Consider the following 15,855-nt stretch of genomic DNA (forward strand, 5'->3'; position numbering starts at 1 on the left):
TTCGCGCAGTAGTTAAAGTCCTGCAGCGCAGCGGTCTTGCAACGAAGTGGTCTTGGCTCTTGCAGCGCAGCGGTCTCTTAACTATATTTGTCCCATGCAACTCTCCGTCGTCATCCTCAATTACAACGTCCGTTATTTTCTCGAGCAATGCCTCGATTCGGTGCAAAAGGCGATTGCAAACCTCGACGCCGAAATCATTGTGGTCGACAACCATTCGTCCGATGACAGTTGCGAGATGGTCAAGGCCAAATTCCCCAACGTCATCCTGATCGAGAACAAAGAGAATTCCGGTTTTCCCAAAGGCAACAATATAGGAGTCGAAAAAGCGCAAGGCGAATACTTGTGCATCCTCAATCCCGATACGGTCGTCGCCGAAGATACTTTCGAAAAAGTACTGGCGTTTGCCCAATCCAAAAATGATTTGGGCATCGTGGGTTGCAAACTCATCGACGGTACCGGAAAGTTCCTGCCCGAATCCAAACGCGGCATCCCGACGCCTTGGGTCGCACTGACCAAAGTGGCCGGATTGTATAAATTATCGAAAGCGTTCGGCAAATATTACGCATCGCATTTGCCCGAAAACCAAACGGGAAAAGTCGAAATCCTCGTCGGCGCCTTTATGGTCATGAAACGCGAAACCTACACATCAGTCGGCGGTTTTGATGAAGATTGTTTCATGTATTCGGATGACATCGATTTGAGTTATATGGTTTTGAAAACCGGAAAATCGAATTATTATTTCCACGAAACCTCGGTCATCCATTACAAAGGCGAAAGCACGATCCGCGATGGATTGTACATGAAACGGTTCCGTGAGGCGATGGATTTCTTTTACAAAAAACATTTTCGTGTGTCGGTTTTGTTCGATGTTTTTATGAAAGTTGGGGCCTACTTTTTTATGTTGGCCAAAAAAAATAAAACCGTTCCTGAAACCGAGCCCAACGCATACATCTTGATTTCCGACAATGCCCAATGGCGCGAGCAGATCCAGAATGCGGTGCGTAAAAAAACGACATTGGTCCAGGTGTCGGAGAACCTTTCGGTTGGATCAACGCAACAGGCAGAATTGATTTTTGATTCGGAATATATTGGTTACAAAGGCATTATAAAAATAATGGAACAGTTGAAATCAACGAAAACCACTTTCAAAATTGTCCATCCCAAATCAGGATTCCTGATCGGAAGCAATTCGAGCAACGACCGCGGGAAAATCATTAACTTAGCCGATCATCGGTAAGGCGCTGCAGATGGTCTAAAAACTGCAACATCTTTATGGAAAGCGAATTATTTTTTATTAATTTCGCAAACAGAAAATACAAATTCAACCTTAGGTTAACAATATGGCAAGATTTGAACTCAAGCTCCCGAAAATGGGCGAAAGCGTAGCAGAAGCAACGATTACCAACTGGTTAAAAGAAGTAGGCGACACGATCGAAGCCGATGAAGCGGTGCTCGAAATCGCGACCGACAAGGTCGACAGCGAAGTGCCTTCGGAAGTGACAGGCGTTTTGCTCGAAAAATTATTCGGCAAGGACGATTTGGTTCAGGTCGGACAAACCATTGCCATTATTGAAACAGAAGGCGGAAGTGCTGTGGCTTCACAACCTGCCGCCGCTCCAGTAGCCGCTGAACCTGCGCCAATCGAAACCCCGGCGGAGATTGCCCCTGCGGTAGCCGAGGTGCAAAAAACCATTGATGCGGCGCAACAATACGTAGCCGCTCCAGCTACACCGCCAAGCAAAGAAGACTACCACAATTCCGATAAATTCTATTCCCCGCTCGTTAAAAATATCGCCAAGGAAGAAGGCGTGTCGCTGGCCGAACTCGACGCGATTGCAGGCACGGGAAGCGAAGGCCGCGTGACCAAAAATGATATCCTGGCCTATGTCGAAAACCGAAAGTCAGGAAAAGTAGCCGCTCCGGCTGCCACTCCGGTGGCTGCGTCGGCTCCAGTAGAAAGCCCGGTAGCCGAAACGGCTGCACCACAAGCTGCTGCGCCACAAGCTGCCGTTGCTCCTGTAAAAACTGAGCAAGCGGCTCCGAAGGCGATGCCGGTTTCTGTCAACGGACAGGACGAAATCGTCGAGATGGACCGCATGCGCAAACTCATTTCGCAATACATGGTACAGTCGGTACAGACTTCGGCCCACGTACAGTCGTTCATCGAAGTCGATGTGACCGCGATCTGGGATTGGAGGGAAAAGAACAAAAATGCATTCGAAAAGAGAGAAGGCGAGAAGCTGACTTTCACCCCGATATTCATGGAAATCATCGCGCGTGCGCTCAAGGATTTCCCGATGATGAACATTTCGGTCGAGGGCGAATACATCATCAAGAAGAAAAACATCAACCTGGGTATGGCGGCTGCCTTGCCAAACGGCAACCTGATTGTACCGGTCATCAAAAATGCAGACCAATTGAATCTGATCGGTATGGCCAAAGCCGTCAATGATCTTGGTAACCGCGCCAAAGCCGGTAAATTGAAACCAGACGATACCCAAGGCGGAACATACACGGTTACCAATGTAGGTACTTTCGGTTCGGTTTTCGGAACCCCGATCATCAACCAGCCGCAAGTCGGAATCCTCGCGCTCGGTGCCATCCGTAAAGTACCGGCCGTGGTGGAAACCCCTGAAGGCGATTTCATCGGCATCCGCAAGAAAATGTTCCTGTCGCACAGTTACGACCACCGCGTCGTGGATGGTGCGCTCGGAGGCAGTTTTGTCAAACGCGTGGCCGAATACATGGAAGCGTTTGATGAAAACCGTACTTTTTAATTAATAATGAATAATAATAATGAAAAGCCTCTCATTCATGAGAGGCTTTTTTATGCATTAAACTTCTTGGATCAATCAGATTTTGTCGCTAAACGCATTATTAATTATTCATTGTTAATTTATCAATTGTTTCATATTGCTTCGCCGCCTTTTCCGTCCTTCTTTTGATCCTACTGACCAAATTCCTTGGCGATAAAACCTTGACGCATTCGCCAAAACCCAAAATTTCCTTCTCGAGTTCAAAATTCAAAACCACGTCGATGCGGATGATGATGCCGCTTTCGTCTTCTTTGAGCAATGTTTGCGAGTGGTGGATCGGTTTGGTCAATACATAAGGTGCGTTTTGACGGTCAAACTGCAAAATGACTTTCTGTCCGCGGTCGCGTTCCGATTTGGTCACCCCGAGCAGGTCGTCAAAATAGCGTTCGAAATCCACCCCGTTGTATTCCTCAAACACATCCGTCCGCAAAGCATGGAACGCAAGGATGCGGTCCAGGGCCAAGGTCATGAGCTTGCCTTTCTGGGGCTTGGCCAATAAAAACCAGCGGTTGCGGTATTCCTTGAGCAGGTACGGATAATAAATCTGCTGGCTCGATTGCTGTGCCGTAAACGAACGGTATTCGATCAGTAGCGGCATTTTGTTCAAGATGGCCTGGTACAACGGGTTGATGTGCTCCAAACCTTTGAGCCGCGTATTGCTCTCAAACTGGATGTAATTCTTTTTGCGGTCGGCCGATTTGTGCAGGTTGTTCTCGAGTTTGGCAATCATATCGCTCATCTCGTCAAAATAGCTGAAGCCATTGAGGTGCTTCAAAACGCTCACGATTTCCTTCATCTTTTCCATGTCGGCGCTGTTGATCGGCGAATTGGTGATGCTGAAATCGCTGTTCTCATAGGTGTAAAACTTGCGGTCCACGATCACGATCGGCGCATTGTAACCCAGCTTGTCGCTGCGCATCATCTGGATGTCGCCCTGGACCGTCCGCCGGCTGATGCCGCTCGAAATCCCTTCGTATTCATAGAGCGCGTCCGAAACCTTTTCCATCAGATCCTCGAGCGTCCATTTGCGGAAACGGTTCTTGAGGCAATTGTCGATCGTCTTGTAGCGGATCAGTGCGAGCTTGTTGGTGGCCATAGTTTGTTTGTTGTGGGCGTGCCCCTGCGGGTCGTGCTGTTCGCAGTATCTTTTTTTGCAAAAAAGGATACTTGCTGCCATCACTCACGCGCCCGTGAAACCCAATAAAAGGGAAAATCGAATCTTTTGTTGTGTCCAAATGTAACAAAATTTCATTTTACTGCGCAATCTATTTGCGTACTTCTAATTTTTGAGTCCTAATTTTAAAAAAAATATAGGCGTTAAGTGTTGATTTAATTGGATTTTTTAAAAATAATTCAAAATATTTTTTACTGCGCAATTTCACTGCGCACTTGGGCGTGCATCTTTGCCTTGTCAGAAACAAACAACGAAACGATTTCTGAAAATGTAGCACCTTAAAAACCGAAAAAGATGAAATTCAATTTTTTAAAAACCGGAACCCACAAAACGGTCAACCATGAAAACGCAGAAGCCTATGTCATGACGCCAGAAATGGAGTTGTACGCAGCCGTCGTAACCACAGGATTGAACGATTCTTTTTACGAGGCGGCCGACAACAGGCTCGAGCGGATCAGGCAACTCATGCTGAAATGCGACAGTACATTTATCGCAAAGTTGGCGGTATATGCCCGTACGCAAATGCATTTGAGGTCAATTCCTTTGGTACTGTCGGTCGAATTGGCCAAACGCACTTCGGGTGAAAAAGTAGTCAGCCAAATGGTCAGCAAAGTAGTTTTGCGAGCCGATGAAATCACCGAATTGCTGGCGTTTTATCAACTCGCGAACCAACGGACCGGCGCCAAAAAGCTCAATCGTTTGTCCAAACAAATCCAAAAAGGTTTGGTTGCGTCGTTCAACCAGTTCGACGAATACCAATTCTCGAAATACAACCGGAACACCGACGTGAAATTGCGCGATGCCTTGTTCTTGGTCCATCCAAAAGCAAAGGATGCAAACCAGCAGTTGTTGTTCGATAAAATCGCCGCCAACAGTTTGGCCACGGCTTACACCTGGGAAACCGAATTGTCGCTCTTGGGCCAGTCGTCTTTTGTCGATGAAGCTGCCAAAAAAGAGGCTTTCAAACAAAAATGGGAAGAATTGATCGAGAGCAGGAAAGTAGGTTATATGGCGATGATGCGCAACCTCAGAAACATACTCGAAGCGCAGGTTTCCTATAAGCACATCGAAATGGTTTGCGCGTTCCTGTCGAATGAAAAAGCGGTTTTGGCCTCGAAGCAATTGCCTTTCCGCTTCCTGGCGGCCTATCGAGAGGTCAAGGTATTGCAGTCGGGTTATGTAGGTTTGGTCTTGCAGGCTTTGGAAAAAGCGGTCAGCCACAGCGCAAAGAACATCAAAGGTTTTGGTGCCGATACTTCGGTGGTAATCGCCTGCGATGTTTCGGGTTCGATGCAGAAAGTGGTTTCGGCCAAAAGCGCAGTACAATTGTACGACATCGGTTTGATGCTCGCGATGCTGATGCAGTCGCAATGCAAAAATGTAGTAACCGGTATGTTTGGCGACAAGTGGAAAGTGATCAATATGCCAAAGCGCAATATATTGTCGAACGTGCAGGAGTTTTACCGACGCGAAGGCGAAGTGGGCTATGCGACCAACGGTTACCTGGTCATCGAGGACTTGATCCGCCGCAAAGTCAAAGCCGACAAAGTAATGTTGTTTACCGATGCCCAAATGTGGAACACGCAAAATACCAACGATACTTTTGCCCACTCTTGGCAGCGATACAAAATGATCGCGCCCAGTGCCAAATTGTACCTGTTCGACTTGGCGGGTTATGGCCAGATGCCTTTGGACATCCGCCAGAATGACGTGTATTTGATGGCCGGCTGGTCGGAGAAGATCTTCGACGTATTGTCGGGCATTGAAAATAAAAAATCGGCCGTGGAGCAAATCCACGAGCTCGAGTGGTAACGATCTCCCGCAGTCAGCGGCATTGCGGGAGATTTACAAAAGATACATTAAACAAGTGTCGTAGAATAGGGTTACTTCGCAATTTTAACGCCCGTGTCGCAGGTTCGAATCCTGCCATCGCAAGATGTAGCTCAGTCCGGTAGAGCAGGAACAGTCCCTTTTCGTTTTTTACCTTGTTGTTTAAAAACAAGTGCCGTAGATACGGGTTACTTCGTGGTCAATGCGGGTTCGATTCCCGACATCAATTTTTTGGTGATTTCCCGATCGTCTTTCGCCTTGTTTCAAAATAAATCGGGTGTCGTAGGAAAGCGCTCCTTCGTGTCGCAGGTTCAAGTCCTGCTGTATCCAACTCCGTTTGCGGATTGGGTATATAGCTCAGTGGGTTAGAGCAGAAGCCTAACAGGCACGCGCTTTTCGCAGATTACCCCGAAAATAAAACAGAATGCCGTAGAAAAGAGTTACTTCGTCTCACATTGGGGAGGAATAGCGCAGTTGTCAATCCAGCAAGGCTATCCGGTTCGACTCCGGCTTCGACATGCCCCGTTTCTTTTTTCGCTTTTTGCTTCTGTTCCTATTAAGATGCCGTAGGCAAGTGATACTTCGTATTGGTTGATGGAACGGGTTCGATTCCCGAGACACTTGCCGCTTGTTGCTCTTATTTAATTCCAGAGGTGCCGCTGCAAACGGTCGCTTCACTGTTGATGAAAAAAACAGATGGCTGCTGTAGCCTCATTTTTATCCAAACAATTTGTAAATTTAAAAACATGAAAACTACGATTACCGGAACCGATTTGATCAATGTCGGTTACCAACCAAACGAAATATTAGGCGTTGCCTTGAAATTGGCCAACGCGAATTATCCCGAATTATCCGCGGAGGAAACCATCGCCTTGTTCAAAAAAGTAAAAGATTATCCCGAGAATTTCCTCGACGATGAAACCCTTGAAGCATTGGCTGCGGCGATGATTGAAGAAGCCAACGCGCCCAAGGATGAAACAATCCCGCTTGTCGAAAATGCCAAGGAATATGCAGTCTACGGAACGCAACACATCGAAGCCGGCGCCAAAAACCAAATGGACATTGCGATGAAATTGCCCGTAGCTGTGGCCGGTGCGCTCATGCCCGACGCACACCAAGGATACGGTTTGCCGATCGGGGGTGTGCTGGCGACGAGCAATGCAATCATTCCCTATGGCGTGGGTGTTGACATCGGTTGCCGGATGGCGTTGTCGGTGTTCGATATTCCGGCGGAAGATTTTGAGGCCAACCGCGCCAAATACCAGCGCGAATTGATTGCGCACACCAAGTTCGGGGCGGGCCATGGTTTCCACGGACAATACAAAGCCGAACACGAAGTGTTGGATCGAAACGAATTCAATCTGTCGCCGTTGATCAAGAACTTGCACGACAAGGCTTGGTCGCAACTAGGGACATCGGGCGGCGGAAACCATTTTGTCGAGTTTGGGATCATCGAGTTCGAACAGAAAGACGAAATCCTCCACATCGAAAAAGGAAAATACGTCGCCTTGTTGACGCATTCGGGTTCGCGTGGTTTCGGTGCGACGATTGCCGGATATTATACGAAGTTGGCCAAGGACAAAACAAAATTACCGAGAGAAGCCGCAAATCTGGCCTACCTCGATTTGAATTCGCAGGAAGGGCAGGAATATTGGATCGCGATGAACCTTGCCGGCGATTACGCTTCGGCCTGTCATCAGGTGATCCATGACAAATTGACCAAGGCCATTGGCGGACAATTGTTGGCCAAGGTCGAGAACCACCACAATTTTGCCTGGAAAGAAATCTGGAATGGGCAGGAAGTCGTTGTGCACAGAAAAGGGGCGACACCAGCCGGAAAAGGCGTGATGGGAATCATTCCCGGATCGATGACCGCGCCCGGATTTCTCGTTCGTGGAAAAGGAGAAGCATCGGCAATCAATTCGGCTTCGCATGGTGCGGGAAGACAAATGTCGAGAACACAGGCTATCAAAACCGTGACCAAAGACCAGATGCGACAAGTGCTCAAAGACCATGGTGTCACGTTGATCGGTGCCGGAAAAGACGAGGCGCCGATGGCTTACAAGGACATCAATCTCGTGATGGAGTCGCAAAAGGAACTCGTGGATGTGGTGGCGAAATTCACGCCGAAAATTGTGCGGATGGCGGATGATGGGAGTAGGGAGGATTGAATGCAATCAACTAATAATAAAGGCCGCTTCATTGGGGCGGCTTAACAATTTAATTCTGAGATTATGGGCAAAGACTATACTTTTTTTGAAAAATGTTCTATCAGCGCTTCGTTGAATGACTTGGCGTATCGCGATTATGTTGCAGCAAGGTGTCTTCTAAATAATGAATTAATAATTCAAGGTCTTACTCTTGCGAGCACAGCCGTGGAGAAATACTTGAAATCAATAATAGTATTTCACTCGATAGATAAAATAAATTACCATTACCATTTTGACAGGATTGAAAAGTTGAAAAATGCTTTGTCGAATATTTATGACTTAGATGAAAAATTTGATCCTGTTTTCTTGACGATACTCGAAAAAACTTATAAGATTAGGTATTATGATAAATTAAAAGAACAAATTCTGATAGGGATTTATTTAAATCAGTTTCTCGGAGAGTTGGATGCTACAATTCTTGATTTAGAAACATTTATTATGAAAACACAAAACGGGAATAATAAGTTTACGAATTATTGGCGAGCAATCGAAAACAAGGATCCCAATCTTTACAATAATAACTATCTCTTGACTAAGCAAGAAAAAAAGGAGTTTATGGAAAAGCCTGGTTTTGCATTTTCAATTTGTATAAAAGCGGGAACTTCAGCAATAGGTTTTGAGAAAACAGTTTCATGCAAAAAAATTGCGGTCAGCTACGATGGCAATTTATCGACATTTGAAGACTTTCAACAAAAGTGGTATCAATAGAAACCAAAGGACTGATGGCTTCTCAAATTAGTTGTCAGTGCTGATGTTTAGCTGATTGGATGTTTTTAGGGTTGACGCCTAACGATAGAGGAGGTTTTAATTGATAATTATTCATTATTAATTATCAATTAAAAAGTACCTTTGCGTTTCTAACATCATACAATGGAACTCAAACTCAATAAACCCATCTGTTTCTTCGACCTTGAAACGACGGGAATCGATATATCCAAGGACCGCATCGTCGAAATCTCGATCTTTAAAGTGTTCCCGAACGGCAACAAGGAAAGCAAAACCTGGCTCGTCAATCCAGAAATGCCGATTCCGGCTGCGGTAACTGCCGTGCATGGAATCACGAATGAAAAAGTCGCGAATGAACCGACTTTTAAAGAACTTGCGTCGCAGGTGTACAACATGATCAAGGATTCGGATTTGGCAGGTTTTAATTCAGACCGTTTTGACATTCCGTTGCTGGCCGAGGAATTGCTGCGCGCCGGAGTCGATTTTGACATGAAAAGTCGTGTCTCTGTCGATGTGCAGACGATTTTCCACAAGATGGAAGAACGCACCTTGAGTGCCGCGCTCAAATTCTACTGCGGCAAATCGCTCGAGAATGCGCATTCGGCCGAAGCCGATACGATGGCGACCTATGAAATCCTCAAAGCGCAACTCGAACGTTATCCCGAGCTCGAAAACGACATGAAATCATTGTCGGAATTCACGACCAGAAAAAAATCGGCCGATTTTGCCGGATTCATTGCTTACGACAAAGACGGTGTCGAAATTTTTACCTTCGGAAAACACAAAGGCGCGAAAGTCGAAAAGGTGCTTGAAGACGAACCGGGTTATTTCGGTTGGATCCAGAATGCAGAATTTCCGTTGTATACGAAGAAGGTGTTGACGGCGATTAAATTGCGTAAACTCAACAATAAATTAAACTAATACAATTAGAAAATTAGAAAATGGCTTTGATGCACAAATTTTAATTGTCTGATTTTCTAGTTGACTCATTTTCTAATTATGAAGATTATCTGCATCGGCCGCAACTACGCCAAACACATCGAAGAACTCCAAAACGAACGTCCGGACGAGCCGGTTATTTTCCTCAAACCCGATACAGCCATGCTCAAGGAGTCGCCGTTTGTGATTCCTGAATTTTCGCAGGATGTCCACCACGAGCTTGAAATTATCGTCAAGATCAATCGCGTAGGGAAATACATTGACAAAAAATTCGCACACAAATATTGGGACGAAATCTCGGTTGGGATCGACTTCACGGCCAGGGACTTGCAGCAAAAGCTTAAGGATAAGGGACTTCCGTGGGAAAAAGCCAAGGCATTTGACGGTTCAGCGGTGATTGGCGACTTTATGTCGAAAAAAGTTTTTAGTTCGCAGGAAAGTATTAATTTTGAACTGCAAAAAAATAATACCACAGTTCAAAAAGGTAATTCGAACCACATGTTGTGGAAAATAGACGAGATCATTTCGTATGTTTCCCAATATTTTACGTTGAAAACCGGGGACATTATTTTTACCGGAACGCCCGAAGGTGTAGCGCCAGTACAGCCCAACGACGTCCTGGAAGGATATTTAGAGAATTACAAACTTTTTACAATTACAGTAAAATAATGGCCTTAAATTATAACCTAGCCAAAGTTTACGCCTTGTCCGACAACGACCCGGAATTCGTAAACCAAATCATCAGTTTGTTCGTAACCGAAGTGCCGCTCGATTTGCTGCAAGTCAAGCTCGGCATCAAGACCAAAGACCACAAGCTCGCTTACGCGTACGCCCATAAAATCAAACCGACCCTGGATCTTTTGGGGATGAACCTCGCCTTTGAGGAAATCCTGCAAATCGAAGCCTGGACCAAGCGCGAAGGCAAACGCAAGGAAATCAACGACACGTTCGACAGCGTCGAGTCGCAGGTGGAAAAAGCGGTGAAGGAAATCAAGAAGGATTTTAATTTGCAATAAGCACCTGAGTAGCTGAGTACCTAATTTTTTTTAGGAGCCGGTCCCGACAATTCGGGATGCTGTCCGCTATATCTTTTACGTCGCTGCGCTCTGTAAAAGGATGTCGCTGCCATCAGGGCTAGGGTTTTATCCTAACGACAAAATATCGTCATCAATTTCACATTTTTTAAACGTGGAATCGATGGCGATTTTAGTTTTTGAAATGTCTAGTTTTTTACTTCGTACAGTTCGCTCTTTAGGCTCGGGTCTGTAAGGAACATATTTTAGTAAATCGTATTTTAGCTCTAGGGAAGGGGGCTATGAAGTATTCCTTACGGAATATAAAAATAATCCCTATACAGAAAATCTGCCTATTTTGTTAAAGTTTATGGTAGTCGTCGTTACTTGCTATTGCGACAAATTTGACGTCTATCTGCACAATGGAACATTTCTAATTTCACATTTTTTTAAACGTGGAATCGATGGCGATTTCTTAATTTTACGACGGCTCAGGCACTAAGGCACTCAGCTACTCAGGCACTCAAAATGAAAGCAACCATAGTCACTATCGGCGACGAAATCCTCATCGGCCAAATTATCGATACCAATTCGGGATTCATCGCCAAATCTTTAGATAAAATCGGCGTCGAAGTCCACGAAATGATTTCGATTTCCGACGACAAAAAACACATCCTCGACACGTTCGCCAAACTACAAAACCAAGTCGATTTTGTGATCATCACAGGCGGTCTCGGCCCGACGAAAGACGACATTACCAAAAAAACCTTCTGCGATTATTTCGAGGACGAACTCGTCAGCGACCCCAAAGTCTTGGCGCATGTAGAAGATTTGTTCGAAAAATTCACCGGAAAAAAGCAACCGCTCCTTCAGGTCAACATCGACCAGGCGCTCGTGCCGTCGAAAGCGACGGTTTTGTTCAACCAATTCGGTACCGCGCCCGGCATGTGGATGAAAAAGGAAAACACCGTCTTCATGTCGCTTCCGGGTGTTCCGTATGAAATGAAAGGCTTGATCGAAAACGTCATCATTCCCAAAATCGCCGCCGAATACAAACGGCCCTACATCATCCATAAAACGATTTTGACTTACGGCATGGGCGAAAGCATGCTCGCCGACAAAATCGCCGATTGGGAAAACAATTTACCCGAATTCATCAAACTCGCTTATCTGCCGAGCCCGGGTCGTGTCCGTTTGCGTTTGTCCGCGCGTGGCACCGACAAACAATTGCTCGAGCAGACCATTGCGCAAAAAGTCGAAGCGCTCACGCAAATCATCGGCGAGATCATCGTCGGATTTGATGATTCGGAAACAATCGAAGTCCAACTCGGCAAACTGCTCACGCAAAAAAGCAAGACCGTTTCGACGGCCGAAAGCTGTACGGGCGGCAAGATCGCCCAGACGTTGACGTCGATTCCAGGTTCGTCCAAATATTTCAAGGGAAGCATCGTGGCCTATGACAAACAGGTCAAAATCGATTTGATCGGTGTGTCGAAAGAGACGATTCAAAAACACTCGGTTGTTTCGGCCGAAGTCGCCCAAGAACTTGCCCAAAACATCCGCCAAATGCTCCATACCGATTACGGTATCGGTGTGACTGGAAACGCCGGTCCGACCACCGATGACACGCCCGAGGAAGTCGGTGTGGTTTTCGTAGCGCTCGCCACGCCAACCGAAACGATTGTCGAGAAGCACAACTTCGGCCAACCGCGTGAAAAAGTCATCGACCGTGCCGTGATGAAAAGCCTTGAAATGCTGCAAAAAGAGATTTTAAAAAGCAAATAAAAAAAATAGAAAAAATCTCAAATATTTATTTTGCAGTAAGGTTTATTTTTCTTTTCTTTGCACCCTGATTTTGAATAACGATAAAAGAAAAGCATAATGTCAAGAGTTTGTGACCTTACAGGTAAAAGAGCGATGACCGGAAACAATGTTTCCCACGCTATGAATAAAACTAAGAGAAAATTCTCTGTGAACTTAGTTAAAAAGCGTTTCTATCTTCCTGAAGAAGGCAGATGGATTACATTAAGAGTAGCTGCTTCTACAATTAAAACAATCAATAAAAACGGAATTGCTGCAGTTTTGAAAAAAGCTGAGCAAGAAGGTTTCATTTCTTTGAAATAATCCGTTAAAAATTATATACCAAGATGGCAAAGAAAGGCAATAGAATTCAGGTAATTTTAGAGTGTACAGAGCACAAAGGGACTGGTATGCCAGGAACTTCACGTTACATCACGACTAAAAACAAAAAGAATACTCCAGACCGTTTGGAGATTAAAAAATTCAACCCAGTACTCAAAAGAGTTACTGTTCACAAAGAGATTAAATAATTAAGTCATGGCAAAGAAAACCGTAGCAACCCTCCAGACGCAATCTAAAAGATTGTCAAAAGTGATCAAGATGGTGAAATCTCCAAAGACTGGTGCTTACACTTTCGTTGAAGGTATCATGGCTCCAGAATTGGCAGACGAGTTCCTGAAAAAGAAATAATCAGGATTTTACAATATTTGAAAAGCTACTTTCATTTGGAAGTAGCTTTTTTGTTTTATCTTTGTAGCTGTTCCGGCTGTACGCTGCAAGTCCTCGCTATTCAGGCACTTTTTGTAAAATTCCCGTCGGCTTCCTTTGGTCGCCGCGGCAATCTTCAAAAAGCAAGCCTTCATAACTGCGGGCTTTCCACTGCCATCCGGGCTGTAAATGTGTCAATTAGAAAATGAGTCAATTAGACAATTCAGTCGCGCACACATTTTCTAATTATCTAATTGACTAATTATCTAATTCAAATGAGTTTTTTCAAAAGATTATTCTCCTCCGATAAAAAAGAAGCCAACTTCACCGAAGAAGCACGCGAAACCCTCGACAAAGGGCTCGAGCAAACCAAAACCAGTTTCTTCTCCAAACTCACCAAAGCCGTCGCCGGAAAATCAAAGGTAGACGATGAGGTGCTGGACAATTTAGAAGAAGTGCTCGTGGGCTCCGATGTCGGCGTAGAAACCACGCTCAAAATCATCAAACGCATCGAAAAGCGCGTCGCCGAAGACAAATACCTCGGTACCGACGAACTCAACCGTATCTTGCGCGACGAGATTGCCGCACTGTTGTCCGAAACCAACACGCATGTCGCCTCCGAATTCACTGTTCCAGCTGACAAGAAACCATACGTGATTATGGTCGTCGGGGTCAACGGTGTAGGCAAAACGACCACCATCGGGAAACTCGCGAACCAATTCAAGAAAGCGGGTTATTCAGTTGTGCTCGGTGCCGCCGATACGTTCCGTGCCGCGGCGATCGACCAACTCCAAATCTGGGCCGACCGCGTTGGCGTGCCGATTGTCAAACAGCAAATGGGTTCCGATCCGGCATCCGTCGCATTCGATACGTTGCAATCTGCCGTTTCGCAAAACGCCGATGTCGTCATCATCGATACCGCGGGTCGTCTGCACAACAAAGTCAACCTGATGAACGAACTCACGAAAGTCAAGCGCGTCATGCAGAAAGTCGTCGGCGATGCCCCGCACGATGTGATGCTCGTACTCGACGGTTCGACCGGACAAAACGCATTCGAACAGGCGAAACAATTTACCGCGGCCACCGAAGTCTCGGCACTCGCCGTGACCAAACTCGACGGTACGGCCAAAGGTGGCGTCGTCATCGGCATCTCCGATCAATTCCAGATTCCGGTCAAATACATTGGAGTTGGCGAAGGTATCGACGATTTGCAGGTGTTTAACAAGTATGAATTTGTGGATTCGTTTTTTAAGTAGAAAAGAGACCGCTGTGCTGCAAGACCACTGCGTTGCAAGAGCCAAGACCACTGCGTTGCTAGATAAATGAAAGCCGAGAATCAAGATTTAGTTTCTGATTCTCGGCTTTTTCTTTCTTCTTTCTTCTATTAGCGAAGCGGTCTTTCAACGCAGTGGTCTTTTCTCTATCAGTGTAGCGGTCTAATTATACAGCGCGTTGATCTTCTGCCACAATACTTCATCAAAATCCGAAAGCGCCATGGTTTCTTCGTCGGCGGCATCGCCCATTCGGATGACAACCATTTTTTTGGAAGGCACGACATAAATCTTCTGGTCATTTTTGCCCAAAGCCATATACATATCTGCCGGCCCCGACGGGATGATGCTTCCCGGAAACTCGAACTGCGATTGCGGCAAATGAAAACTGCTTTCGCCATTGATCCACCACAGATAACCATAAGATTTATTAATCGTTTGCGACGGCATCGTGGCGGTTTGGCAATAATCGGCATTGATGATTTGTTGCCCGTCCCAATTCCCGTTGTTGAGCATCAGTAATCCGAAACGTGCCATGCTGCGCGTGGTGCTTCCATACACACTCAGGTAGCCGGTTTGGATCCAGCTACCGGTCATCCCGATTTTATTGCGGAGTTTGGTGTTGAAGTAATTGTTCCAGCTCGTTCCCGAAGCCGCGGCCACGACATCCTGCAATTTGACATAGACATTGTCGTAGGCCCAGCGTGTTCCGGGTGCGGCGAGGTAAGTCAAACATTCCGGGGCGACACAATCTTCGTTGGTCGCATCGTTGAGTCCGGAGGTCATCGTGAGCAGATGCCTGATTTGTATGGCATTTTCCTGTGCGGCCGTGGCGCTCGTCCAAGCGCCCAAATGCGTACTGACTTTATCATTGATATTGAGTAAACCTTCCTGTTGTGCAATTCCAGTCATCGCGGCGGTCAGGGTTTTTCCCGCACTGGCCCAATACCAGGGCGAATCGGCGGCGTGGCCGTTCATGTAATTTTCCATGACGATTCTGCCATTGACCAGAACGATGAAACTTTTGGTGTGTTTCTCGTTGAGGTAGTCGAGCAAAGGTTGTACGGCCGATGGGTTCCACCCGAGTTGTTCCAAGGATTTCGTTTCCCAAGTATTACCCGAAAGCGGTGGGAAATACATGGCTTCTGAAGGTGTGGGATCGGTCGGGTTTGCCGGATCATCCGAAGACGAACACGAAAGCAGGAAAAAAGACAAGACGAAGAATAGCATTGGTGTTGGTTTACGTAGCATGATGGTCAGAATTTGTGGCTTTTAGAATCCGAAGGTACGCAATAGTTTAATCGCATCGTGTAATTTATTGCGATGCCCTAGCCCTGATGGAGCCGGTATCCTTTTTTTGTAAAAAAA

At 46.1% G+C, this 15,855-nt stretch carries 15 protein-coding genes; 13 read left to right on the forward strand and 2 right to left on the reverse strand.

The features are described 5' to 3' along the window. Positions 1–94 precede the first annotated feature (94 nt). Both QM717_RS13310 and QM717_RS13315 read left to right on the forward strand, forming a co-directional pair. A complete protein-coding gene (locus QM717_RS13310; protein ID WP_415038063.1) occupies positions 95–1,237 on the forward strand; it encodes a glycosyltransferase family 2 protein in 1,143 nt (380 codons plus the stop codon). Positions 1,238–1,340: 103 nt separating this feature from the next. Then, positions 1,341–2,777, forward strand: coding sequence for a dihydrolipoamide acetyltransferase family protein (locus QM717_RS13315; protein WP_415038065.1), 1,437 nt, complete (start codon positions 1,341–1,343; stop codon positions 2,775–2,777). Between the two features lie 100 nt (positions 2,778–2,877). Here the strand turns inward: QM717_RS13315 and QM717_RS13320 are convergent, their stop codons facing one another. Further along, positions 2,878–3,912: a helix-turn-helix transcriptional regulator gene (locus tag QM717_RS13320; RefSeq protein ID WP_415038066.1), complete on the reverse strand. Its 1,035-nt coding sequence runs from the start codon at positions 3,910–3,912 to the stop codon at positions 2,878–2,880. Between the two features lie 372 nt (positions 3,913–4,284). Here QM717_RS13320 and QM717_RS13325 point away from each other — a divergent pair, with 372 nt between their 5' ends. The 11 genes from QM717_RS13325 (at position 4,285) to ftsY (ending at position 14,472) form a co-directional block, all read left to right on the forward strand. Further along, positions 4,285–5,802, forward strand: coding sequence for a TROVE domain-containing protein (locus tag QM717_RS13325; RefSeq protein WP_415038067.1), 1,518 nt, complete (start codon positions 4,285–4,287; stop codon positions 5,800–5,802). A gap of 764 nt (positions 5,803–6,566) precedes the next feature. Then, positions 6,567–7,991 (forward strand): RtcB family protein, encoded by a 1,425-nt coding sequence (locus QM717_RS13330; RefSeq protein ID WP_415038069.1) that lies wholly within the window; start codon positions 6,567–6,569, stop codon positions 7,989–7,991. A 63-nt stretch (positions 7,992–8,054) separates the two neighbouring features. Beyond that, a complete protein-coding gene (locus QM717_RS13335; protein ID WP_415038070.1) occupies positions 8,055–8,738 on the forward strand; it encodes a hypothetical protein in 684 nt (227 codons plus the stop codon). A gap of 162 nt (positions 8,739–8,900) precedes the next feature. Next, positions 8,901–9,677: an exonuclease domain-containing protein gene (locus QM717_RS13340; protein WP_415038072.1), complete on the forward strand. Its 777-nt coding sequence runs from the start codon at positions 8,901–8,903 to the stop codon at positions 9,675–9,677. A 78-nt stretch (positions 9,678–9,755) separates the two neighbouring features. After that, positions 9,756–10,364 carry a fumarylacetoacetate hydrolase family protein gene (locus QM717_RS13345; RefSeq protein ID WP_415038074.1) on the forward strand — a complete coding sequence of 203 codons (609 nt, stop codon included), beginning with the start codon at positions 9,756–9,758 and terminating at the stop codon, positions 10,362–10,364. After that, positions 10,364–10,711, forward strand: coding sequence for an Hpt domain-containing protein (locus tag QM717_RS13350; protein WP_415038076.1), 348 nt, complete (start codon positions 10,364–10,366; stop codon positions 10,709–10,711). Before QM717_RS13345 ends, QM717_RS13350 begins: the two co-directional genes overlap by 1 nt. 525 nt (positions 10,712–11,236) lie before the next feature. Further along, complete coding sequence (locus QM717_RS13355) at positions 11,237–12,493, forward strand: competence/damage-inducible protein A (protein ID WP_415038078.1); 1,257 nt, start codon at positions 11,237–11,239, stop codon at positions 12,491–12,493. Between the two features lie 96 nt (positions 12,494–12,589). Further along, positions 12,590–12,832, forward strand: coding sequence for a 50S ribosomal protein L28 (gene rpmB, locus QM717_RS13360; protein ID WP_415038079.1), 243 nt, complete (start codon positions 12,590–12,592; stop codon positions 12,830–12,832). A 23-nt stretch (positions 12,833–12,855) separates the two neighbouring features. Then, positions 12,856–13,038 (forward strand): 50S ribosomal protein L33, encoded by a 183-nt coding sequence (gene rpmG, locus QM717_RS13365; protein WP_415038081.1) that lies wholly within the window; start codon positions 12,856–12,858, stop codon positions 13,036–13,038. Positions 13,039–13,045: 7 nt separating this feature from the next. Then, positions 13,046–13,198 (forward strand): DUF4295 domain-containing protein, encoded by a 153-nt coding sequence (locus QM717_RS13370; RefSeq protein ID WP_415038082.1) that lies wholly within the window; start codon positions 13,046–13,048, stop codon positions 13,196–13,198. Between the two features lie 293 nt (positions 13,199–13,491). Then, positions 13,492–14,472, forward strand: a complete 981-nt coding sequence (ftsY, locus tag QM717_RS13375) for a signal recognition particle-docking protein FtsY (RefSeq protein WP_415038084.1) — start codon at positions 13,492–13,494, stop codon at positions 14,470–14,472. Between the two features lie 180 nt (positions 14,473–14,652). Here the strand turns inward: ftsY and QM717_RS13380 are convergent, their stop codons facing one another. Continuing rightward, positions 14,653–15,738, reverse strand: coding sequence for a serine hydrolase domain-containing protein (locus tag QM717_RS13380; RefSeq protein ID WP_415038086.1), 1,086 nt, complete (start codon positions 15,736–15,738; stop codon positions 14,653–14,655). Between the last annotated feature and the right edge of the window lie 117 nt (positions 15,739–15,855).

The sequence above is a fragment of the Flavobacterium sp. genome (assembly GCF_047602195.1).
Classification (GTDB): Bacteria; Bacteroidota; Bacteroidia; order Flavobacteriales; family Flavobacteriaceae; genus Flavobacterium.